This is a genomic window from Eisenibacter elegans DSM 3317 (assembly GCF_000430505.1).
Lineage (GTDB): Bacteria > Bacteroidota > Bacteroidia > Cytophagales > Microscillaceae > Eisenibacter > Eisenibacter elegans.
The window spans coordinates 159,991-182,442 of record NZ_KE387154.1 but is presented as its reverse complement, the minus strand read 5'-3'; the positions used below and the strand labels follow the sequence as shown (position 1 = coordinate 182,442).

Sequence of the window (22,452 nt, the reverse complement as noted above, 5' to 3'; positions counted from 1 at the left end):
TTGGAAAAGTATCTCGGAGCTGAGCTGATGCCTCATTTGGGGGTAAAATGAGACTTAGCCCACAGTTTTAACTGTGGGGATTGGAAAATTTCTAGTGGTGTGAAAGCAGAAGCCCTATATTTTTGAGGGTGTAGGCTTTTGTCAGAGAGTTTTTGTATCATTGATATCCCAAACCCCCATACCGATGAGCGATACAGCAATACAAGAGAAGATAATCATGGGCATTGACCCGGGAACACGTGTGATGGGCTATGGCCTGATTCGGGTAGTGCCCCAGCGGGTAGAGTTGCTACAGTACGGTATCATCCGGTTGGTCAAATATACCGAACAAGCCCAAAAACTAAAGAAGATATACGAACGCATTTCGGCCATTATCGAAGAATATGCCCCAGATGAAGTAGCGCTAGAAGCCCCTTTTTTGGGGGAGAATATCCAAGTAGCCATCAAGCTTGGCCGTGCGCAAGGGGTAGCAATGGCTGCCGCACTCGCCCGAGATATCCCCATTACGGAGTATGCCCCCCGCAAGGTCAAGCAGTCTGTAACTGGTAATGGCAATGCTTCTAAGGAGCAGGTAGCCGCAATGTTGCCTCAACTAATCTATGCGCCCAATCTCCAAAAAATAGAACTCGATGCGACCGATGCCATCGGCGTAGCACTTTGCCACCATTTTCAGGCCAACTTACCACAAACCAAAAACAAAGGATGGAGCCACTTCATCCAACAAAACCCTGACCGGATTCGCTAAACGCTCCACAAACTCCCCTAACTGTATGACAAGCTCCAGTTTTGAACCCATCAGCCGCCTTTCTAGGGCGTGGTCGTACCGCCTATTGCTGATATGTGCCCTAATGGGCACGCTAAACGGCTACTGCCAACAAACCTCTTCTTCGCTTTCTCCCGAAATAGACCGGCAAGAAATGGAAACATTGTTGACATTTCTGGCGGCTGATGCGATGCGTGGGCGCGCTACCGGAAGCCCCGAGCTAGATCAGGCCGCGCAATATATCCACCAGTATTTCCAAGCGCAAGGCTTACAAGCCCATTTTCAATCTTTTGCCAAAATAGATAAAAATGCGCTACAGGCTCAGGTACTCATTGGCGATCGCAGCCTAGACGAAGAACGTTGGGCTTTGTTGTCTTCTTTTCCCGAAATGCGCTTTCAGGCAGCAGAAGCTTGCCTCACGATAATAGATGGAAATCTGACACAGGCCGAAGATACTTGGCTTACCTTTTGGCGGGAGTGCCTGGCGCAAAGCCAACATCCCGAAATGCATGTACAGGAGATAACGGCACCACAGCTAGTGGTGGTGGCGCCTCATCTGGCCGACTTTTTCCACAACATTATCAAAGCCGAAGTAAACGCCCAGTCGCTAGTGCCTAGCCCGCTAACGGCCTTATTGGTCGTATTGGCTACCCCTGTAGAGGCGCAAGAGCTATACTGCCAATTGAGCCAACCACAAGGGCTGCGCCTACACAATGTCATTGGGCGGCTAGAGGGGCAAGAGCCTGCTAAGGGAAGTGTGATCTTTTCGGCACATTATGACCATATCGGTATCTTACCGCCCAATGCGGCTGGCGACAGCATTGCCAACGGAGCCGATGATGATGCTTCGGGCGTGGTAGCGGTGATGTTGTTGGCAAAACATTTTGCCCAACAAACACCCAAACCCATACGAGACCTGTATTTTGTGGCCTTTACAGCCGAAGAGGTAGGAGGCTATGGCTCACGATATTTTACACAAACAATCACCCCTGAGTTGGTGAGTGCTGGCATCAATATCGAGATGATAGGAAAGGTATCAAAATTTGGTGAAAAATCACTGTTTTTGACAGGCTTCGAGAAATCTACCCTTGGGCCGCTTTTGCAAAAAGCCTTGGCAGGCAGTGTATATCAAATCTTGCCCGACCCTTATCCACAGCTCAAGCTTTTTTACCGCTCCGATAATGCTACGTTGGCCCGTGCCGGTATTCCAGCCCACACACTCTCCAGTGTCCCGCTTGATACAGACACACACTACCACCAAGTAACCGACGAGGTGTCTACCTTGGCGCTTGACAATATGCATCAGCTGATTACGGCCATTGCCAAGGCTACCCACGGCTTGGTTCAAGGGCTGGATACTCCCTCCAGAATTTCACGAAAATAAACAAGATGCTTCCCCCATATGTATTTGGGATTGACGATTGACAATTTGGGATTTTAGTTCGTCAATCGCAACTCCCTTATTCTTCATAAGCCCAATCGATAAGGTGTTTTAAGTCTTTGATAATCAGCTGATTTTGTTTAAAAAACCCTCTAATTTCATCCACTTTTTCATAATCTTTTAGCTCCTTGGCTTGTTTGTAGAGTTGCAACATGGCCTCGATGAGTGCTTCAGAGTCTTTGGGCTTCTCTTCTTGCAAGCCGAGAATATCTTCTACAAAACTGATATAGAGCAGCTTCATCCGTTCAAAAGCATCTTTGCTGATGCTAGTGATAGAGTCAGGATTATTGTAGAAGGCATTGATTTTCTTGTTGAGATTAAACAGCTGTCCGATGGCCAAGGCTGTATTGAGGTCATTGTTCATACCACGCAGGGTATTATCACAAAACTGGTGTATCTGAGCCTCAGCCTTGGGGTCAATGGCTGTCGTATCAGCGTTGCTAGGATATTCCATTTTTTTGAGAATACGTAGCCCATTGATAAGTTTTTTGTAGCCCTTGGCAGCGGCTTCGAGCGAAGCATCGGAGAAGTCGAGCGTGCTACGGTAATGCGCTTGTAAGATGAAGAAGCGCACTGTCATCGGCGAATAAGGGCGGCTGAGGGTCTCGTGGTCACCATTGAGCAGTTGGGGGATGGTAATAAAATTGCCCAAAGACTTGCTCATCTTCTGACCGTTGATGGTAATCATGTTATTGTGTAGCCAATATTTGACTGGCGCTTGCCCTTTGTGAGCGGCTTTGGCTTGTGCTATTTCGCACTCGTGGTGTGGGAACTGCAAGTCCATCCCGCCGCCATGAATATCAAAGGTTTGTCCTAAGTATTTGGTACTCATTACGGTACACTCTAAGTGCCAGCCGGGAAAGCCCTCTCCCCAAGGTGAAGGCCAGCGCATGAGGTGTTCGGGAGAAGCTTTTTTCCAAAGAGCAAAATCTGCCGAAAAACGCTTTTCTTCTTGCCCGTCCAGCTCGCGGGTTTGGGCTAGTAGTTCGTCGATAACGCGCCCTGAAAGCTCACCATAGTTTTCATTTTCGGAATATTTACGGACATCAAAATACACCGAGCCATGGCTCTCATAGGCAAGGCCTGCATCGATGATTTGCTGTACGAGCGCTATTTGTTCTACAATATGGCCGGTAGCTGTAGGCTCAATGCTGGGGCGCAATACCCCCAGAGCGTCCATTACCTGATGGTAGGCATGGGTGTATTTGTGAACAATTTCCATCGGTTCTAGCTGGTCGAGGCGGGCTTGGCGCGAGATGCGGTCTTCGCCCTCATTGGTATCGCCCAATAGGTGGCCTACATCAGTGATATTGCGGACATAGCGCACTCGATAGCCCAAATAACGCAGATAACGCGCTACAACATCAAAAAAAATCGCCGGACGTGCATTGCCAATGTGCGGCTCGTTATATACTGTAGGGCCACACACATACATCCCTACAAAAGGAGGGTTGAGCGGCTCAAAAACTTCTTTCTCTTTGCTGAGGGAGTTATAAAAACTCAAGGGGGGGATGTGTGCGCTTGCAGAATTAGCCATAAATCAAAGAATAATCACCTAGTTGGGTTAAGAGGAGGGGGTAGACAAGGCGGTTTTGGTGTGCTAAGCCCTTGCCCGTGTGGGCTATAGAGGTGGCACAGAACTTGTGATTTCGGTACAGGTGCTTTTTAATGTTCTCAAACTTGCCTAAATTTACTCACTTAGGTAGCGCCCAAAAGCATTTGATTACCAGACTTGCAAAAGTACATAATTCACTTAGGCCAAACAACCAAGGTGCTTGAAAGGTTCGCCTGACAAAGCTGTGGACTGTGTATTCACCAAAAACAAACAACTAGCAATCACCATGAATAAGCTCCGTATACTGCCATTCTCAGTGCCCTTGGGGCTTTGGTTACTGGCTCTTAGTAGTGTTACAGGGTGTATCATGACCCCTCAAAAATACCGACAACACCAAGAGCAGATGGAGGCTCTGCGGCTACGGGACAGCATTTGCCAAATACAAGCCCAGCAGGCAAAAGATGAAACCGAACATATGCGCCTGCAAGTAGAGTCATTGTACGATGCGTTGGAAACGCTCCAACAAGATACTACTGCAATGCGCCGCGCGCAAGAGAATAATGATGTGTATGTCAATAATTTATTGCAAGAACTCAATCGTATCAGCCAAGCATACGAGGCTTTTAAGAAAAATGCGACCAAAGAGGCCGACGCTTGTAGTGATATTAGGCTAGAGCTGGCCGAAGCGCTCAAAGAAATAGCTGAGCTCGAAGAACTGCTCCTAGAAAAAGACGATGACTTACGGTTCTTGCAGCGCAAACTCAATGAGCTTGGTAGAGGCAAAGAATAACGAACGCTTGCTAATGCAGCCTTCTTTCATGGCTGTAGGCTTTCTGTATCAGGGTTGGGCGCAGCCAAGGCAAGGGTAAAGTACACAGACATGCCCTGTTCGGGGCTGCTTTCGAGCCTGATTTCTCCCCCAATCTGAATGATGAGCTCTCGGCAGAGTATCAGCCCTAGCCCTGTACCTTGCTCGCCGGCAGTGCCTTTGGTACTGAACCGGTGGTTGGGCTCAAAAAGCTGCCCCAACATCTCTTCGTTCATCCCCACACCATTATCACGTATACAAACTTCAAGCACAGTGTCGGACAAAGGCAGGGCGCTCCACACCACCTCACCGCCTTGGGGGGTGAACTTGAGCGCATTGGAAAGCAAATTACGGATAATGGCGCGCAGCGCATTGCGGTCAGCCTGTACCCAGTGTTTTTCACTTACTTCGTTAGACACCGTTATGGTCTTTTGGCTAGCCAGATGTCTCATAAGCTGAATATTTTCTTCGATAAGATGCTGCAACACAACATTATGGGGAATGGTATGGGCAGCCTGAGGCGCAACCGCCCACTCGCGCAAGCTGTCGAGCAGCTTGTGAAGATATTTGACCGCATGGGTAAGGTCTTCGCCTAATTGTTGTAGTTCCTCCCGGCTGAGTGCATCGAGGTGTTGGCTGATGAGGTAGGCAAAAGAATGTAAAGAGTTGAGCGGGCTGCGCAAGTCATGCCCCAAAATCGAGAGAAAACGCTCTCTGGTTTGATGAAGCTCCGCTAGAGCCAACTTTTGCTGTTGGATGGTCTGTAGTTGTTGTTGTGTTGCCAATAGTTGCTGTAGACGTAACCCTAAAGTAAGCCCCGACAAGGGTAGCAGTACATAGTCACTTACTCCCATCTTGAGGTATTGGCCAAGCGCTTCTTCTGTCAGAGGAGGGGTAAGCAACAACACGGGTAGTTGGCTTGTCGATGCTTGCGACTGCCAAGCCGCCAATAAACCCAAGGCCTGCTCGGTTTCCATACCCGATATGTCTAAGACCAACAACGCTGGCAGTGGCTCCTCCAATACATCAATGGTATGAACACAGACGGCCTCCCAGCCCTCTGGCCATACTAAACCCTGACACCACTCCAAACACTGCGCAACATATAATAGTTTAGGCATATAAACACGCTCAAGAACAACAAACAAAGGGCCAAATACATCTTCTCAAACAATGCTACAAAATTGTACCAAATTGCTTCGAAGGGTGATTTTTTTCTTAATTTCCTCTTTCGAACACAAAAAAACAACGCCAAACACAACCTTTTGACTCTACACACTGTTCGATTCCTGAATGTGTACCAAGATGTGCTTAGTTTGAGGATTTATGGGCTCCTGAAGCATTTTCAACATATACATTTTCCAAGTCAAATTTGATTGGGTGTAGTCTGGGAGTTTTGGAAATAGATGGTCTAAGAATCATTGAGAATCAAGAAAATCAAGTCCAGTGAATCCTTAAATCAGTAAACCCTAGTATAAAAACCTTAATACCCCTAAAAAAAGCCCTTAAAGCCCATAGTAATTCAGCCCCTAATTCAATATATTTGCACTTCAAGAATAAGCGCACCTAAAACGCAAATTCAATAAAACCAAACATACATTGATTATGACCGTAGTCGCTGCTATTATTGCATTCACCTTCGTGATTCTTTTGCTGGTCATGCTCTTGTTATTTGCACAATCAAAACTTGTGCAGAGCGGACCCGTCAAAATAATCATCAATGGAGATGAGGCCAACCCTAGAGTTGTACAGGCCGGCTCCACCCTACTCTCCACACTGTCTGCCGAGAGCATGTTCTTGCCTTCGGCCTGTGGTGGCGGAGGTACTTGTGCGATGTGTAAGTGTGTGGTGGAAGAAGGCGGAGGAGATGTCCTCCCCACCGAAGTAGGCCAACTCACTCGAAAAGAGCGCCAAGAAAAAGTACGCTTGGCTTGCCAAGTGAAAGTGAAAAACGACATGAAAATCCGCGTTCCCGAAGAGATTTTCGGTATCAAAAAATGGGAATGTGAAGTGGTATCCAACTATAACGTGGCTACCTTCATCAAAGAATTTGTCGTAAAACTTCCCGAAGGCGAAACACTCCACTTCGAATCAGGCGGCTACATTCAAATCGATGTACCTATTATTACGGTTGATTTTAAGGATATGGACATTGCGCCACACCCTGAAGACCCTGCCGGAAAAGATAAGTTCAAAGAAGACTGGGACAAGTTCAACCTATGGTCGCTGCGCATGGTCAATGAAGAAGAGCAGTTCCGTGCTTACTCTATGGCCAACCACCCCGCCGAAGGAAACATCATCATGCTCAATATCCGTATTGCTACCCCGCCTTGGGATAGAGCCAACAACAAGTGGATGGATGTCAATCCCGGGGTATGTTCGTCTTATGTGTTCTCACGTAAGCCTGGCGACAAGGTGATGATTTCTGGCCCTTATGGAGAGTTCCACATCAATCCTACCGAAAGAGAAATGATCTACATCGGTGGTGGTGCGGGTATGGCTCCTCTACGCTCTCATATCTTCCACCTCTTCCACACCGAGAAGAGCGGGCGTAAGGTGTCTTATTGGTATGGTGGTCGCTCACGACGCGAGCTTTTCTATACCGAACACTTCCGAGCTATCGAGAAAGATTTCCCCAATTTCAGCTACCACATCGCGCTTTCTGAGCCGCTGCCAAGCGATGACTGGAAGGTGAAGAAAGATATTGATGATAAAGATGGCGAAGGCTATGTAGGGTTCATCCACCAAGTGTTGTATGATAACTACCTCAGCAAACACGCCGAGCCAGAGGAGATTGAGTTCTATCTCTGTGGCCCCCCTTTGATGAACGATGCCGTCAACAAAATGCTCTATGACTTGGGCATCCCCGAAGAAAATATCCGTTTTGACGACTTCGGCGGGTAAGCATCAACATCCATTATTTTTCCTAAAAAAAGCCACCTCATCTTGGGGTGGCTTTTGTATTGCTAGAAATTGAGTGGGTCAAAATGTTTGAAATGCCCATTCATCTGAATCAATGCCTTGGCGCGCTCCATCTCTCTGACAATCGGAATGGCTGCCTGTAGATGAGCAATGAGAAACTCCCTACGGGTATTCTCGGAGTCTATTTGAAGTAATTGGGATTCTTGTGTAATCGACAACCCTATCTTATGACCCAATTGGTACGACAAATCAGCCACAAACGCATCGGGAAGTTCTTTGTCTACATTTAAGTATTGGTGTAGCTCCTTGGTCAGACTGATGAGCAGCTCTCCGTATTGGAGAGGCTCAAGGTCAGGGTGGCGGCTTATGATACTGACCTCTCCACCAGCATATAATTTGCCCTCTATGGGGTTGACAAAGCTCAGAATCTTGAAAGGTTGCAAGCCCTGTGTGCGGATATCCATCCGACCATCATCATACACGCGCTCAATGTTGAGCAAGGCAATTTCGGTACCCATCCCAGAAAGCACTTTGTCAATAAAAGTAGGAATGCCAAAAGTGGTTTCGTGTTCTGCGCATTCGTGGATGAGCTGTTTGTACCTTGGTTCGAATACATGTAGATTGAGTATTTCACCAGGAAAGACCACTATCGAGAGTGGAAAAAATGGCAACGCCTTTTGCATAATTGATAACTATTGTGTTATAATAACGCAAGTAGGCTTGGTTTGTTCAAAATACACCCCAAAGCGCTACTTGAGTTTAGTGATGGGTTGGCGCTATGAACACCTATACCCAATCAAAATTGGTTTGGGAAATATATGTACTGAAAATCTCTGAGAATCAAAAAAAACAAGTCGAGTAGTAGCACACCATCAGGCGTTTTCTCATTTTGTTTTTTATCACAAAGGCTCTCCAAAAAATGCACAACACCACTGATACTTGCCTCTTCTTTGCGCTCTTTGCACATACTTTGTGTCCTTTGTGAGTAAATGTAGGCTGAGTACCCAAGGTGTCAATAAACACAATAACGACAAAAGCCAGTGGTGTGCCCGACTAATTAGGGGGCATTCAACAAATAATGAGATGGTTGTTGAATGTCCCCTAAATCCTCAAATCAAGTGAGTCTTGGTATAAAACGATTTGTTAGATAAAATCCAACACCGTCTCCAGTTTGACTCCCCTAGAGCCTTTGACGAGCACATGCGTCTCAGTCAGGGCTTGGTCTTGTAGCCAGTTATGTAGCGAGAACTTATCATTAAAGTAATACGCCTTGGGGTTGTGTTCGAGAGCAGGCTGAATCATCTGCCCAAAAAATACTACAATATCAAACTGTTGAGTGGCTACTTGTGCCCCTAGGTTGCGGTGTGCTTCTGTCGAGGCCTCTCCCAACTCATACATATCTCCTAGGATGACCATTTTTTGTTTTGCAGCAATCTTTCCAAAGCTTACTATGGCCTGCTCCATAGAGCTGGGGTTGGCATTATAAGCATCGAGCAAGATGGTGTTGCTTCCCTTTTGTACTACCTGCGAGCGATTGTTTGAGGGGGCATAAGCGGCCACAGCTTCGTGAGCGGCGGCTTCTGCTACTTGAAAATGATGCCCGACACACAGTGCCGAGGCGATGTTGAAGAAGTTGTATTGCCCAAAGAGTTGGGTTTGGATGCTGTGGCCGGTAGAGGCTTGGTAGCGTACAAAAAAACCTCCCTCTTGTGCCGTTAGGCAGAAGTCATCGGTGGGTTGTGGGTAGCGTATTTGGCGCTCGCGTGGGAATCGGGCGGCCATACGTAGCAAGTGTGGCTCTTGACTATTGACAAAAATAAGCCCCCCGTTTTTGAGGAGGTAATAATATAGCTCGCTGTTGGCTTGTGCTACGCCTTCGAGGCTGCCAAAACCTTCCAGATGGTCAAGCCCAATATTGGTAATAAGGCCGTGGGTGGGCTGGGCTATTTCACACAGAAGGGCTATTTCGCCGATATGATTGGCGCCCAACTCTAGCACGCCTATTTGGGTGTCGGGGGGGGTAGCCAAGATCGACAGGGGCACGCCAATATGGTTGTTGAGGTTGCCCGGGGTGGCAAAGGTGCGGTATCGGGTTGCCAATACAGCCTTGATCAACTCCTTGGTGGTTGTTTTGCCATTGGAGCCACCAATAGCCAACACCGGAAACTGCCATTGGCGGCGGTAGTGTGCGGCCAGTGCTTGCAAGGCGCTTAGGCTATCGGGCACGAGCCGATAGCGAGGGTCGTTGTTGGGGATAGCACTGGGATTGTCCATAATGACATAGGCTGCGCCCTGCTCCAACGCCTGAGCCGCAAACAGGTTGGCATCGAAGTGCTCGCCTTTGAGTGCAAAAAAAAGCTCGCCGCCTTTCAGGCTGCGTGTATCGGTAGAAACCCGTTGTTGGGCTTCGAGATAATATCGGTAAAGTGTGGGTGTATCCACAAAAGCTGGGGCAGCCATAGGCGAAAATTCAGTGGTTTAGGCCGCCAAAGTGCTATTGTTAGGCGGCTCTTCGAGTTGATAATGATAAAAAAGTGAGGGGGCAAAGGGTGTCCAGAGGGCGGTTTTGATGCCTACATGTTTGAGCACCTGATTGACCCAACAATTGCAAGTCTTGAAAAAGTGGTAGCGGCTTTGTGCCTCATAAAAGTTGTCGTTGAGTTGCTCGTAGGCGGGCAGGCCACCAAAGGGGATACGGATGAGCTGCCCCTCTTCGTCATAATCAAACCAGAGCTGAATATAGTCTACCAAGCGAGCATATTGCTCTGGGCTGATACTGATGATTTGGTAGTACTTATCTTGTGGAGGATAGCCCTCAAAAAGCGATATGTGCATCACTGCGCGGCTTAGCCCAAAAAGCGCTTTGGCGGCTACAGAGGGCTTTAGCTCACCCCAAGTGGGGGTATCGAGATAAAAGCCCTTATCACCCCACCCAAAGGCAATGTATTGTGGGTGGGTGGGAGCAAATTGTTGAAGGTCTATGATCTGCCCCCAGTCAAAATATGTATTTTGGAAGGGCAGGCAAATATCGGTATGCGCCCCGTTAGAAGTCAGGACAATATCGATACCGCCGGGAGTAGGTCTGAAATGTTTGTGAACAGGGATGATTTTGAAGAGATTGGCAAACAACAGGTAGCCTCCCACAAAAACTAAAGGGAAGGCCGCCACGGCAAGAAAAGCTGCTGTCATAGGGTGTACCGGTGGTTTTCAGTCAATTGTACAAAGATACGGCATTTTTTAGAAAGCCTGACTTCGCCCAAAACAAAACAAACGATATGCTCAGTTCCAAAGAACAGTATTTTGGCAAAACCGGCCTTCTTGTATTGTTGGTTTTAGGCGCTCCAGCAAACAAAAAGCCACCCTGTATAGGATGGCTTTTAAGGAATTTATACAGACCATTGCGTGGGGCAGGGGCTTAGAGTGTACGCTTGGTTTCGCGTTGCTCGTAGCTTTCTACCACATCGCCGACCTTGATATCATTGAAGCCTCTGATATTGAGACCACATTCGTAGCCGGCACGTACTTCGTTGACATCATCTTTGAAGCGTTTGAGCGTAGCCAGTTCTCCTTCGTAGATAACGATACCATCACGAATGATGCGGATGCGGTTAGTACGCTTGATGTATCCATCCGTAACATAACATCCGGCTACCGTACCTACTTTCGAGATTTTGAAGGTCTCACGAATTTCCACATTACCCACAATTTCTTCTTCTACTTTCGGAGCCAACATCCCCTCCATCGCATCGCGTACTTCGTTGATAGCGTCGTAGATGATAGAGTAGAGTTTGATTTCTACTTTCTCTTGCTCTGCTAACTTACGTGCGTTGGCCGATGGGCGTACTTGGAAGCCCAAGATGATGGCCTCAGATGCGCTAGCCAATAGGATATCCGATTCGGAAATTTGCCCTACAGCTTTGTGGATGATTTTTACTTCGATCTCTTCTGTAGAGAGCTGTAGCAAAGAGTCAGAAAGGGCTTCGATAGAGCCGTCTACGTCCCCTTTGACAATGATTTTGAGCTCCTTGAAGTTGCCTAAGGCGCGGCGGCGGCCAATTTCGTCGAGGGTAAGGCCTTTGGTAGCGCGGATAGCCTGTTGGCGGAGAATCTGCTCGCGCTTGGAGGCGATTTCGCGGGCTTCGCGCTCATTGTCCATTACCTTGAACACGTCTCCGGCTTGTGGTGCGCCGTTGAGGCCAAGCACCTGTACGGGGAAGGAAGGCCCTGCGGCCTTGACACGCCGACCTAGGTGGTCGGTCATCGCCTTAACACGGCCAAAAGAAGAGCCTGCTAAGATGACATCTCCTACGCGCATTGTTCCGGTCTGTACCAAGACATTGGTTACATAGCCACGGCCTTTGTCGAGCGAGGCTTCGATTACCGTACCAACAGCATTGCGATTGGGGTTGGCCTTGAGTTCGAGGATTTCGGCTTCGATGAGTACTTTTTCGAGTAGGTCTTCGACACCTAGGCCTGTTTTGGCCGAAATTTCTTGGTCTTGGTATTTACCGCCCCAGCTTTCGACGAGGATGTTTTTCTCGGCCAGTTCCTTGCGAATTTTTTCGGGATTGGCTGTAGGCTTATCTATTTTGTTGATGGCTACTACGATAGGCACACCAGCTACGAGGGCGTGATTGATAGCCTCTTCTGTTTGGGGCATCACGCTATCGTCGGCTGCGACTACCAGGATGACGATGTCGGTTACTCTAGCACCACGAGCACGCATCGCCGTAAAGGCTTCGTGTCCGGGAGTATCCAAGAACGTAATTTTCTTGTTGTTGCCTGTATTGACACTATAAGCGCCCACGTGTTGGGTGATACCTCCGGCCTCTTGCGAGGTTACATTGGTTTTGCGTATATAGTCAAGCAAAGAAGTTTTACCGTGGTCTACGTGTCCCATAATCGTTACGATAGGGGCGCGGTGTTCTAGATCTTCTTCAGCATCCGGTTCTTCGTCTTCTTTAAGTTTGTCTTCTTCTTCGACCGTGGTAAACTCTACTTTATAATCAAATTCATCAGCAATGAACTCGATGGCCTCTGCGTCGAGGCGTTGGTTGATAGAGACAAACATCCCGAGGTTGAGGCAAGCCGAGATTACTTCATTGACCGATACATCCATCAGGCTAGCGATGTCACTTACAGAGATAAACTCTGTTACGCGCAACACGTTGTTGTCCTCCATCATTTCAGGAGACAACTCTGCGTCTCTTGATTTGTTGCGGCGTTTTTTCTTGCCGGTAGAGCCACTGGTATTGCTCATTTTGTTGAGCGTAGCCTTTAGGCGGTCTTGTACTTGTTTGGCAGATATTTCGCCTTGTGGCTGCCCTGCTGGTGGCGGGGTATTTCTTTGGTTGCGCTGTGGGCGGTTACGGTTATCGTTGTTGCGCTGTTGTTGGTTGTTGTTATTGTTGCGGTTGTCCGTACGGGGTCTGTTGGCATCATTGTTATTGCCGGCAGCGCCAGTATTAGGGGCGTTATTGTTGGGGGTGGCTGGGGCATCAGAGCCTTCGCCCACGCGCTTTTTGCGTTTTTTCTTTTTCTTGACGCTATCGTCCGACGAGGCGATAGGTTTGTTTTTTGGCTTCCTTCTCGAAGAGCGATCTACTGGTAGCTCTATTTTGCCCAATACAGTCAAGCCGCTGAGGGTTTCGGCCTTGGCCTTGATTACCTCTTGCTCGGCGGGTTTTTCACTGATAACTTCTTTCACAGAATCTTCTTTTGGCTTTTCAGCCGGTGTGGTTTGCGCCTTAGGGGTTTCTTTAGGCGCTTCAGGTTTTTGGGTTGCTTTAGGAGTCTGACTTTCGGTGGGTTTGTCAGCATCTTTCGTAGTTGTAGGCGTATTGCTTGTGGCTGTTTTGGCTAGTTCGGCAGCTGGGGTCGTTTCCGCTTTTGGGGTATTGGTTGTAGGCGGCGCTGCTTTTTCTATTTTTTCGGTATGGGTTGTTGCGGGCTTGTCTTTTTTGGGCTGGGCAACTTCCGGAGCAGGTTTTTGCTTTTTCTTCTTGTTTCGGCCATCGTTTCTATTGGTTTCGGGCAGGTCTATTTTGCCCAATACCTTGAGGCCTTGCAATTTGGTCTCTATTTTTTCTTCCGAAGACTCCTTTGGGGCAGGTTTTTCTACTGCTTGTTGCTCGGCGCTAGGCTGCGGGTCGGCTTTTGGAGTGGCCTCAGGAGTTTTAGCATCAGTGGTAGAAGCAGTTTTTTCGGGTGTTGGAGTGGCCGAAGCGGGGCTTTCGGCGGCGGGCGATTCTTTGGGAGCTGTACGCTCTGGGGATTTTGCGGGCTTTACCTCTACCTCCACGCCCATTTTTTTCGCAATGATTGCAAATTGCGACAAAGTAATCTTGGTATTGGCATTTGCCTCCCCAAGTTCTATACCTGCGTCGGCAAGGTATTCCTTGATGGTGGAGATGCCAATGTTGAGTTCGCGTGTGGCTTGGCTAAGCCTGATCATTTTTTCTTCTACCATAAATGCTAATTCGAGTCCTTTTTTTATAAACGGAGATAAAGTATGTGGAGGTTTCGGTTGGGGTAAATTTGTGGCTCTGGTATCATCGCAGTATCAACTTACTCTTCAAATTCTTTTTGCAAGAGGTCGAGCAAGTAGTCGATGGTTTCCTCTTCGAGGTCGCTGCGCTTGATGAGCTCAGCGCGGCCAAGGTCGAGGACACTTCGGGCGGTATCGAGGCCGATGCGGCTGAGTTCTTCGAGAATCCAGTTTTCGATTTCTCCTTCAAACTCTACCAATTCCACATCGTCTTCTTCTTCAAAGTCTTCCGCATCTCTGAATACATCAATTTCCATACCTACTAATCGGCTGGCGAGCTTGATGTTAAATCCTCCTTTGCCAATAGCCAAGGGAACTTGGTCTGGCTTAAGGAATACGGATACGCGCCCGTTTTCTTCTACCTTGGTAGAGGAGATGCGCGCAGGGTTCAGGGTACGGCTGATGTATAGTTCGAGGTTATCGGTGTAGTTGATAACATCGATATTTTCGTTGTTGAGCTCGCGTACGATGCTGTGGATGCGTGAGCCTTTCATCCCTACGCAAGCGCCCACAGGATCTATCCTGTCATCGAATGATTCTACGGCTACTTTGGCGCGCTCACCCGGCTCGCGTACGATTTTGCGGATGGCGATGAGGCCGTCCGTGATTTCGGGAATTTCTTGCTCAAATAAGCGCTCCAAAAACTCCGGCGATGTACGCGAAAGAATTACTTTGGGGTTGACTCCGTTGATGAGGTCTACCTTATGGATGACAGCCCGGATAACATCGCCCTTGCGGAAGCGGTCTTTGGGGATTTGCTCTCCTTTGGGTAACACAAGCTCGTTGCCTTCTTTGTCAAGCAAGATAATCTCACGACCTAGCACTTGGTAGACTTCGGCAGTGATGATATCACCTTGCTGCTCGCTGTATTTGCGGTAGAAGCTATCTTTTTCGATGTCCTTGATTTTCTGAATCAAAGTTTGGCGGGCGGTCAATACGATGCGGCGGCCAAAGTCTTCTAATTTGATATCTTCAGCAAATTCTTCTCCAATTTCGAAATCGGGTTCTACCTTGCGGGCTTCCGAGAGGCTTACTGTGTCGGGCAGGCCTAGGTCTTCGGAGTCATCGGCCACGATAGTACGCACGCGGCGCATTTCGAGGTCGCCGCTTTCCGCATTGACAATGACATCGAAGTTTTCGTCGCTTCCGTATTTTTTACGAATCATGGCGCGCATCACCTCTTCGAGCATTTCGGAGATGCGGGTTTTATCCATGTTTTTCTCTCTTGCAAATTCGGCAAAAGAGCTAATGAGTTCAGCACTATTCATTGCTAAAAAGAAATCAGTACAGTGGCTTGCTTAATATTATCAAAGGGTACCGAGACTACCTCTGGGGAAGGTGCAGTGTCGGGGGCTTTTTTACTTTTCTTAGGTGCTTTGGGCACTATTTGGAGCGCTTCGTCGGAGACTTGGCGCAGCTCCCCTTCAAGGGTGCTTTGGTCGGCGAGCTTCAGCTGAAGCGTCCGACCTATATGTTGGGGGTATTGGCGTTTGAGCTTCAGCGGAGCGTCTACTCCTGGCGAAGAAACTTCTAATACATAGGCTTCAGTAATATCGGGGTTGGCATCAAGTGCCGCGCCGATGTGTCGGCTGATGGTGGCGCAATAGTCTATATCGACTCCGTGGTCGCCATCTAGGAGTATTTTTACTTTTATGCCCTTAGGGCTAGGGCTTTGTGTCAGGTCAACCACAAAGTATGTATCATCAAGGTTTTGCTCCAAGATGCTTTGCACGAGGGGTATAAAATTCATTCAAACGATTGATTGTGAGCAACAAGCCGCGCCTTGGAAGTAGCGAAAAAAGCAAATTACAAATGCAAAATTAGCGTATATTCCGTTCTCAAGCAAATATTATGGGCGGGATATGCGATTATTTTCGAAGCTTGTATGCTGTATCTGTACAATTTAAGAGCCTAGCCGGGTGATTTACGATTTTAGATTTACGAGTGTAGATGGACAATCGTCAATCCCAAATCGTTGTTAAGATTCTGATTTGGTAGGCACGTGTGGTGGTGGGGCATAATTGACCACATCTTCTTCCGTAATGATGTCATTGCTACTCATAATCACCAAACGCTCTACGACATTGCGTAGTTCGCGGATGTTGCCAGTCCATTCGAGGGCTTGCATACGGGTTACGGCTTCGGGTGTAATTTTTTTGGGGGCTGCGCCATAATCCTCGGCGATATCATTGAGGAATTTCTCCACCAGCAGGGGTATGTCCGCACGGCGCTCGTTGAGCGGGGGTACGTGTATAAGGATAACACCGATACGGTGGTAAAGGTCTTCTCGGAAGGTATTATTTTTGATTTCTTCGCGCAGGTCTTTGTTGGTGGCGGCTACTACCCGTACGTCTACTTTGATTTCCTTGTCGCCTCCTACACGGGTGATTTTGCCTTCTTGTAAGGCGCGCAAGACTTTGGCTTGCGCAGGCAGGCTCATATCGCCAATTTCGTCGAGGAAGAGCGTACCTCCGTTGGCCTGTTCAAACTTGCCGATGCGTTGTTTGACGGCAGAGGTAAACGCGCCTTTTTCGTGCCCAAAAAGCTCACTTTCAATCAATTCTCCGGGGATGGCCGCGCAGTTGACCTCTATGAGTGGTTTGTCTACACGTCCACTTTTGGCGTGAATCCATTTGCAGACCAGTTCTTTTCCCGAGCCATTGGGGCCGGTGATGAGCACCCGTGCGTCTGTTGGGGCTACCTTTTCGATCATCTCTTTGACGCGGTTGATGGGGTCAGATTCGCCGATGATATCATAGGTACGTGATACTTTTTTGCGCAGCAGCTTGGTTTCGGTTCGTAGCGCTTTGGTTTCGGTTACGAGGTTCGACTTGTCCAGCGCATTACGTACACAGAGCAGGAGACGGTTGAGGTCGGGTGGCTTCTGGATAAAGTCGTAGGCTCCCTTTTTGGTGGCTTCAACGGCCATTTTGATGGAGCCATAAGCCGTAATCATGATGAATTGGGTGTCGCCTTGGATGTCGGTATTGTATTTTTCGAGCAGCTCGATACCGTTCATTTTGGGCATTTGAATATCGCAGAGGGCTACATCATATTCTCCATTTTGGAGCATCTGAAAACCTTCTTCACCGTCTTGCGCTTCATCTACTTCGTATTTTTCAAACTCAAGGATGTCGCGCAAGGTGTAGCGGATGCTTTTTTCGTCATCAATGATTAGTATTTTGGCCATATTACGCTGAGGGTTGAGTGCGGAAAACGCCTATATATCAAGCTTTGAGGTTGCCGGTATGCATGTACAAGAGCTTGGGCGTTGCTTGGGGCGGGTGTAAGTGTATGGGTTAAAACTTGTTTTGCACATACGTATTTGGCAGTATCAAAGTTAGCAGGTTTTTTCAAAACTCCTGCTGCAGCCGTATGATTTTGGGTAAAAATTTGCGGGCTCTTCCTTGAGCGAAGCGTTGTAAGCCGGGTTCTGTAATGCCTTTGTGGGGCATTTCTTATCATTTATCTATGAATATCCTCACGGATACCCTTTATCGACCTACCCTCCGGCTTGGGCGAGCAACCCTTCTGCTGCGCCTGAGCGCAGCACGCCGGTTTATTTGGCCTTTCAACTCGTAAGGTTTACCCTGCCACAGCCGTCGCCGGCTGCGCGGTAGGCTCTTACCCTACCTTTTCACCCTTACCTCCGGTGAGGGAGGCGGTATATTTTCTGTGGCACTTTCTGTCGCGCCGTGCCCGCTTGCGGCGCGCCTTCCTGTTAGGAAGTACGATGCTCTATGTTGCCCGGACTTTCCTCTCGGCAATACCTTATCGGCATTGCCCAGCGATAAGACGCGCTTCGGCTCAAGATTTCCAAATGTAAGTTGCTTTCAGCACAATTGCAAGCTTTGCTTGCTTTGTTATTTACAGCGTTGTTGCACGCTGTCTTGTTTTGGTCTTTTATTCTTCTTCCTCTTCTTCGTTATCTTCTAGCCATTCTTTTCTAGGGTTGGCTTTTTCGGGCAAGACGAGGCTGTCGAGGCGGCGCAGCTCACGCAGCGAAGAGACTTTGTTGAGCTCCATGAGCTCGCGCAAGCTAATGCCATATTGGTCGGCGATATTTTCGATTTTCTGGTTATGTCGGTTGAAGGGCAGCTTTTGTAGGCCTTTTTGCACTTGTGTGCCCATTTGGCGCACGTTGTTGAGGGTGCTATCGATATCTCGCCTAACATTGTTTACTTTTTCTACGGTCTCTCTGGTTTCTACATAAGCCGAAAACATCCAACGCAACAAGCTGCTGTTGTCTACGGCATAGTTGAGTATGCGGCGTTCTACTCTTTTGGAAATGCGGGCTTCGGGGTCTAGCTTTCGGGTGATGCCCAAGGAGTCGGTATAGGATACCGGCATTTGCTCTACGCCATAGAGGCGTTTTTGGATAGCTGGGCGGGCATCCGAAAAATAAACAAAGCCCAACACTACTGCCAAGAGGCTCAGGATGCCGAGGGCTTGGGTGCTGGGGGCTATATCCCAATCCCAAGTATTTTGGTTGTTGTGGGTATTTGGTTGTTGGTAGCGTGGTACTTGCTGTCGTTGTGGTTCTCGGCGTTGTGTTGGGTTTTGTTGGGGGCGTTGGGTGTTGGAGTTGGTTTCTGGCTTAGTTGTGGCTTTTTTTTTATGGATAATAGGGTTTTGGGGAGTTTCTTGGCGCTGAGGACGGATGATTTGTGCGCTAGGCTCGGGCTGGGTTTGGTCAAGTGGGGGGGGGGGAATGGCTGTTTGCTGTTGGGGGTTAGCAAAAGAGACCTGCCCTAGCGTGGGTGCTGCATTGAAAAACTCAACCAGCTGTACAGTGATATTGTCTTCTCCGCCCAAATGATTGGCCATCTGTACTAGTTGTAAGGCCTTATGTTGGATATTGAGTGGTTGATTGAGTACTTCCCCAATTTGGTTATCGGAGAGCGGGCCGTTGAGGCCGTCGGTACAAAGCAAGAAAATATCATCTTTGAAGGGGATTATCGGCTGTACTCCTACGCTGACTTCTACGGTAGGGTGTGTGCCGAGTGCCTTCAATATTTCATTGCGGCGAGGATGTGTGCGCGCTTCGTCGTCTGTGATCATCCCACGGTTGACAAGCTCTTGTACGAAGGAGTCATCCGTAGTGAGGCGATGTAAGCGCCCCATAGAGTGATAATACAGCCTGCTATCGCCTACGTGTCCATAGTATACAGCATTCCCCCTGATGACAATCATCACGCAGGTAGTGCCCATCCCGCGTAGCTCGGGGTTGGTTTGGGCTTCTTTATAAATTTGGCTGTTGGCATACTGGATGGCTTTTTCGATAAACCCCGGTGTGTCAGGGTAGAGGGTTTGTTGTGCCAAATTGCGGATGCTGCTGACGGCCAACTGAGAGGCGGTAGAGCCACCTGCATGGCCGCCCATTCCATCGCATACCAGAAAAATATGCCCATTGAGTGTGTCGAAGTACCCCAGGTAGTCTTCGTTTTGTGTTCGCAGGTTACCCACATCTGTGTGGTTGCCGAAGCGGAATTGTTTTTCAGGGAGGCTGTCTTGTGTTTGGTACATAATTGTGGGGGAGGCTGCTGCCTCGTTCAGCAAGGGAGTATATGGCTTTGGCCGTTATATCTGGAATTTACATTGAGCTGCGCCCAATTTGATGATGTCTCCGGCTTTGAGCTTGGCGCTCTGTACACGGGTTCCGTTTACAAAGGTGCCGTTGGTGCTACCGGCATCGCTGATGGTAAAGCTGCCGCTGGTAATAGAAATAACGGCGTGTTGGCCCGAAACAGTTCGTTCGGGGATACAAATATCGTTTTCAGGGTTACGACCTATGGATAGCGAAGGCTTGTTGAGGGCAAAGCTGTGCTGAAACTCGGTCGTGGCTACTAATAGTTTGGGCGTACCGCCGCCGCCGGCGATGATGGTCTTCTTGAGGTCAAACTTTTCTGGTACAGGCGGTGGTGGTGGTGGTGGTGGTTGTTGTTGCTGCTGAATGGCAGAGCGTACCTGCTGCATTTCGTCTGTAAGGCTGCTGAGTTGCTGGCGCAGTTGTTGGTTTTCTTGGCTCAAAGACTGTATGCGTATCATTTCTTCGCTTTCGCGGGGAGGTTCGTCAAACGCGTCGTCATCATCATCAAAAAAGTCCTCTTCGGGCAAGTCCATTGGTCCACCACCAGCGAGCTGCTGTTGGCGATACCGCCAGAAGAAGTAGGCCGCTACCACTGCGCCCAAGATGAGCGCCAAGATAAAAAGGTCATTCCAAGAGGAGGAGCTGCGTTTTTGTCTGAAAGGAGCTTGATATGTAACCAAGTTTGACTGGCTTTTGTACTGAATATCAAACTGGTGCATATTGCCGTCGGCAGGTTGATAGGTCGTGAAGGTCAGCAGATAGTTATTGAGGTAGCCATCCTTGGCCTTGATTACCTCCAAGAAATTGCCCAAGGCGCTGCGAATGTCGGCGGCCGTTTTGGAGGTAGCCGTTTCGCCGTTGGTTTTGTCGCTGATGAGGATAAAATTGTCAGGAGCATACAAATCATTGGTTTTGTAGCTGATGGTATAAATGGGGATACCTAGGCGTTGGGCTTTTTCTATCACATCATCAGAGGTGTAGGGCGAGCGACTACTGTTGATAGCTGCCGACAATACGATGAGCATTTTTTTGCCATTTACATCTGGCTTATTAAAAAACTCCAAGGCCTCATACATCGCTTTGTAGACATCGGCGGTTTGGTTGCTGTCTTCCGGAGCCATAATCTTAGTCTGCACCTCTTCTTTGAAAAGCGAGAAGTTGGTCGAGAAATCGGCGCTCAGTACTTGCAACGCCCGGCCACGGTTGCCGGTTGCGCCAAAGAAGCCGATATTGACACGGTCTTTAGACTCCATCTCATCCAATACTCTGACGAGAGCCTTGCGGAAGTTGTCCACAGCTCTGCCTTGTGTAAAGCTGGATGCTTCGATCAAGAAAAAGATGTTGCGGTCTGCGCGGTGTATAGAGTCATTCTGTGCCGTAAAAGAAAAAGTAAGGTCGTTTTGCTCCTCATCCAACACCCGCAGGTCAGTTTCTATAGGCGGAATCTCGTCCTGAATCTGCACCATTACCTTGAGTGTGGGGAAGTTGGTGGTATCTACCTTGAGCACTGTCAGGCTCTGCGCCCAGAGGCTGTAGGGCTGTAGTCCAAGGCTCAGCCAGAAGAGCAAAACAAAAAGAGCAGGTATGCGACTTTGCGTGGGTCTCATAAGGTTAGTATGCTAGGTTGGGAGACTAGGCGATGGTTCTGAATTTGAGTATGGTTTCTCCGATTTTGATGAGGTCGCCATCTTGTAGGTTGCCTTCTTCCTCAAATACATCATTGATAAAAGTGCCATTGGTCGAAAACTCATCCTTGAACTTAAAGTAGCCCATACGGTACAAAATCGTCAGATGTTTGCCCGAGATGGCTGGGTCTTGCCCAATGACAATATCGCAGGCCTGATCTTTGCCAATGATGTTGCGTCCTTCGTAGAGCTTGAAATCCACCCCGTTGGGATCCAAAGTAAACGACACCAACCACCCTACCAACTTACGTCCGTTGGGGCGCTCGCCGCCTGTGCTTGGGCTGGCACTGCCGGTAGGCATAGGGCTGTGTTCGTGCGTAAAGATTTGCGTACGCCCAAGGTCTAGCTCTGGTGCTTCGCCAAAGATTTGTGTATGAGCCAAAGAGTTGCCTTCTTCAAAATCAAGTTCATCCTCCTCATACCCTTCCTCGTTGTTGTGGGGGCAGTAGGGGCACTTCTCCATCGTGTTGGGGAAGTAATGCCCGTTTTCGCATAGCGTAAAATCGCTCATAAAGATTTTTATCGATTAAAGCGGTACAAATCACGTAAAAGTACGAAAAAACCCTCAAAAGACAGCTATATACCTTGGTATGCTGTTTTTCTACTCACAAACAGGTATTAATACTCAAAAACACAATAAAAAGTTAGGGAAATCCCATTAGAAATAATTATATTTGGCTAATGTCGCAACTAATGCGTAGAAAATGCAGTTAAAAAAGCATTAATCCCCCCAAGCGCAAATCCAATTGATTGTATGATGTTGATGATTGTTTATTTGTTCGTATTTACGCTGAGTTTGAGTCTAGTGGCATGGTTGATGGTACGGACTTTTCGCGGGAGTGATTTGCCTCCCAATGGGGGCGATGATGGGGGTACGCCCGGCGATAGCGGCCTGCCTGTGATAGACTTACCCCCCGGGGGGGCTTTTGAAGATATTTTGGTTGACCGCTGGCATGACGACAGCCCCAAAACTACCCGCAAAAACTAAACAAGCCTCCGAAAGCAGTATCAGCTTCGGAGGCTTTCAAATTGATAACAAGGCTATTTGAGTTGTTTGTTGCACAATGAGCTTTAGTACATCAACTGCTCAAGCTATACCCAATGAAGACTGGCTTGGCAAATATTTTCACCAAGCTCCTTT

The 22,452-nt window shown here is 48.4% G+C and carries 17 protein-coding genes and 1 other RNA gene; 5 read left to right on the top strand and 13 right to left on the bottom strand.

The annotated features are described in order from the left end of the window. Positions 1-184: 184 nt before the first annotated feature. On the top strand, positions 185-745 hold the full coding sequence (gene ruvC, locus G499_RS0116705; RefSeq protein ID WP_027000880.1) for a crossover junction endodeoxyribonuclease RuvC: 561 nt from the start codon (positions 185-187) through the stop codon (positions 743-745). A gap of 25 nt (positions 746-770) precedes the next feature. Continuing rightward, the gene (locus G499_RS0116700; protein WP_051296347.1) at positions 771-2,147 is read left to right on the top strand and encodes a M28 family metallopeptidase; all 1,377 of its coding nucleotides are present in this window, start codon (positions 771-773) and stop codon (positions 2,145-2,147) included. 76 nt (positions 2,148-2,223) lie between these two features. Here the strand turns inward: G499_RS0116700 and cysS are convergent, their stop codons facing one another. Beyond that, entirely contained in the window at positions 2,224-3,741 is a 1,518-nt protein-coding gene (gene cysS, locus G499_RS0116695; RefSeq protein ID WP_051296346.1) for a cysteine--tRNA ligase, read from the bottom strand. A 304-nt stretch (positions 3,742-4,045) separates the two neighbouring features. Between cysS and G499_RS0116690 the strand changes: the two genes are divergently transcribed. Continuing rightward, positions 4,046-4,549: a hypothetical protein gene (locus G499_RS0116690; RefSeq protein WP_154658514.1), complete on the top strand. Its 504-nt coding sequence runs from the start codon at positions 4,046-4,048 to the stop codon at positions 4,547-4,549. A 26-nt stretch (positions 4,550-4,575) separates the two neighbouring features. Here the strand turns inward: G499_RS0116690 and G499_RS21325 are convergent, their stop codons facing one another. Further along, positions 4,576-5,688, bottom strand: a complete 1,113-nt coding sequence (locus tag G499_RS21325) for a sensor histidine kinase (RefSeq protein WP_081413863.1) — start codon at positions 5,686-5,688, stop codon at positions 4,576-4,578. Positions 5,689-6,172: 484 nt separating this feature from the next. Between G499_RS21325 and nqrF the strand changes: the two genes are divergently transcribed. Next, the gene (gene nqrF, locus G499_RS0116680; protein WP_035727943.1) at positions 6,173-7,471 is read left to right on the top strand and encodes an NADH:ubiquinone reductase (Na(+)-transporting) subunit F; all 1,299 of its coding nucleotides are present in this window, start codon (positions 6,173-6,175) and stop codon (positions 7,469-7,471) included. Positions 7,472-7,533: 62 nt separating this feature from the next. Here nqrF and G499_RS0116675 read toward each other — a convergent pair whose 3' ends face one another. The 11 genes from G499_RS0116675 to G499_RS21310 all read right to left on the bottom strand — a co-directional run bounded on the left by G499_RS0116675 (position 7,534) and on the right by G499_RS21310 (position 21,822). Beyond that, positions 7,534-8,172, bottom strand: coding sequence for an LON peptidase substrate-binding domain-containing protein (locus tag G499_RS0116675; protein ID WP_027000875.1), 639 nt, complete (start codon positions 8,170-8,172; stop codon positions 7,534-7,536). Positions 8,173-8,632: 460 nt separating this feature from the next. After that, positions 8,633-9,949 carry a UDP-N-acetylmuramoyl-tripeptide--D-alanyl-D-alanine ligase gene (locus G499_RS0116665; protein WP_035727941.1) on the bottom strand — a complete coding sequence of 439 codons (1,317 nt, stop codon included), beginning with the start codon at positions 9,947-9,949 and terminating at the stop codon, positions 8,633-8,635. Between the two features lie 18 nt (positions 9,950-9,967). Next, a complete protein-coding gene (locus tag G499_RS20505; RefSeq protein WP_051296344.1) occupies positions 9,968-10,678 on the bottom strand; it encodes a TIGR02117 family protein in 711 nt (236 codons plus the stop codon). A gap of 226 nt (positions 10,679-10,904) precedes the next feature. Beyond that, positions 10,905-13,958: a translation initiation factor IF-2 gene (gene infB / locus G499_RS0116650; RefSeq protein WP_027000873.1), complete on the bottom strand. Its 3,054-nt coding sequence runs from the start codon at positions 13,956-13,958 to the stop codon at positions 10,905-10,907. Between the two features lie 98 nt (positions 13,959-14,056). After that, the gene (nusA, locus tag G499_RS0116645; protein WP_027000872.1) at positions 14,057-15,304 is read right to left on the bottom strand and encodes a transcription termination factor NusA; all 1,248 of its coding nucleotides are present in this window, start codon (positions 15,302-15,304) and stop codon (positions 14,057-14,059) included. Between the two features lie 2 nt (positions 15,305-15,306). Beyond that, the gene (locus G499_RS0116640; protein WP_027000871.1) at positions 15,307-15,786 is read right to left on the bottom strand and encodes a ribosome maturation factor RimP; all 480 of its coding nucleotides are present in this window, start codon (positions 15,784-15,786) and stop codon (positions 15,307-15,309) included. A gap of 228 nt (positions 15,787-16,014) precedes the next feature. Beyond that, positions 16,015-17,226, bottom strand: coding sequence for a sigma-54-dependent transcriptional regulator (locus G499_RS0116635; RefSeq protein ID WP_027000870.1), 1,212 nt, complete (start codon positions 17,224-17,226; stop codon positions 16,015-16,017). Positions 17,227-17,442: 216 nt separating this feature from the next. Further along, positions 17,443-17,843: RNase P RNA component class A (gene rnpB / locus G499_RS21375), an RNA gene on the bottom strand. 96 nt (positions 17,844-17,939) lie between these two features. Further along, on the bottom strand, positions 17,940-19,562 hold the full coding sequence (locus G499_RS21320) for a Stp1/IreP family PP2C-type Ser/Thr phosphatase (RefSeq protein ID WP_051296343.1): 1,623 nt from the start codon (positions 19,560-19,562) through the stop codon (positions 17,940-17,942). Between the two features lie 54 nt (positions 19,563-19,616). Beyond that, positions 19,617-21,233: an FHA domain-containing protein gene (locus G499_RS21315; RefSeq protein WP_051296342.1), complete on the bottom strand. Its 1,617-nt coding sequence runs from the start codon at positions 21,231-21,233 to the stop codon at positions 19,617-19,619. A gap of 25 nt (positions 21,234-21,258) precedes the next feature. After that, positions 21,259-21,822 (bottom strand): FHA domain-containing protein, encoded by a 564-nt coding sequence (locus G499_RS21310; protein WP_081413862.1) that lies wholly within the window; start codon positions 21,820-21,822, stop codon positions 21,259-21,261. Between the two features lie 243 nt (positions 21,823-22,065). Here G499_RS21310 and G499_RS0116610 point away from each other — a divergent pair, with 243 nt between their 5' ends. Then, entirely contained in the window at positions 22,066-22,299 is a 234-nt protein-coding gene (locus G499_RS0116610) for a hypothetical protein (protein WP_027000869.1), read from the top strand. Positions 22,300-22,452 lie beyond the last annotated feature (153 nt).

What these genes read in the sequence shown, in the direction of transcription:
- ruvC (WP_027000880.1), top strand. Translation starts at nt 185, where the DNA reads ATGAGCGATACAGCAATACAAGAGAAGATAATCATGGGCATTGACCCG.
- G499_RS0116700 (WP_051296347.1), top strand. Translation starts at nt 771, where the DNA reads ATGACAAGCTCCAGTTTTGAACCCATCAGCCGCCTTTCTAGGGCGTGG.
- cysS (WP_051296346.1), bottom strand. Translation starts at nt 3,741, where the DNA reads ATGGCTAATTCTGCAAGCGCACACATCCCCCCCTTGAGTTTTTATAAC.
- G499_RS0116690 (WP_154658514.1), top strand. Translation starts at nt 4,046, where the DNA reads ATGAATAAGCTCCGTATACTGCCATTCTCAGTGCCCTTGGGGCTTTGG.
- G499_RS21325 (WP_081413863.1), bottom strand. Translation starts at nt 5,688, where the DNA reads ATGCCTAAACTATTATATGTTGCGCAGTGTTTGGAGTGGTGTCAGGGT.
- nqrF (WP_035727943.1), top strand. Translation starts at nt 6,173, where the DNA reads ATGACCGTAGTCGCTGCTATTATTGCATTCACCTTCGTGATTCTTTTG.
- G499_RS0116675 (WP_027000875.1), bottom strand. Translation starts at nt 8,172, where the DNA reads ATGCAAAAGGCGTTGCCATTTTTTCCACTCTCGATAGTGGTCTTTCCT.
- G499_RS0116665 (WP_035727941.1), bottom strand. Translation starts at nt 9,949, where the DNA reads ATGGCTGCCCCAGCTTTTGTGGATACACCCACACTTTACCGATATTAT.
- G499_RS20505 (WP_051296344.1), bottom strand. Translation starts at nt 10,678, where the DNA reads ATGACAGCAGCTTTTCTTGCCGTGGCGGCCTTCCCTTTAGTTTTTGTG.
- infB (WP_027000873.1), bottom strand. Translation starts at nt 13,958, where the DNA reads ATGGTAGAAGAAAAAATGATCAGGCTTAGCCAAGCCACACGCGAACTC.
- nusA (WP_027000872.1), bottom strand. Translation starts at nt 15,304, where the DNA reads ATGAATAGTGCTGAACTCATTAGCTCTTTTGCCGAATTTGCAAGAGAG.
- G499_RS0116640 (WP_027000871.1), bottom strand. Translation starts at nt 15,786, where the DNA reads ATGAATTTTATACCCCTCGTGCAAAGCATCTTGGAGCAAAACCTTGAT.
- G499_RS0116635 (WP_027000870.1), bottom strand. Translation starts at nt 17,226, where the DNA reads ATGGCCAAAATACTAATCATTGATGACGAAAAAAGCATCCGCTACACC.
- G499_RS21320 (WP_051296343.1), bottom strand. Translation starts at nt 19,562, where the DNA reads ATGTACCAAACACAAGACAGCCTCCCTGAAAAACAATTCCGCTTCGGC.
- G499_RS21315 (WP_051296342.1), bottom strand. Translation starts at nt 21,233, where the DNA reads ATGAGACCCACGCAAAGTCGCATACCTGCTCTTTTTGTTTTGCTCTTC.
- G499_RS21310 (WP_081413862.1), bottom strand. Translation starts at nt 21,822, where the DNA reads ATGAGCGATTTTACGCTATGCGAAAACGGGCATTACTTCCCCAACACG.
- G499_RS0116610 (WP_027000869.1), top strand. Translation starts at nt 22,066, where the DNA reads ATGATGTTGATGATTGTTTATTTGTTCGTATTTACGCTGAGTTTGAGT.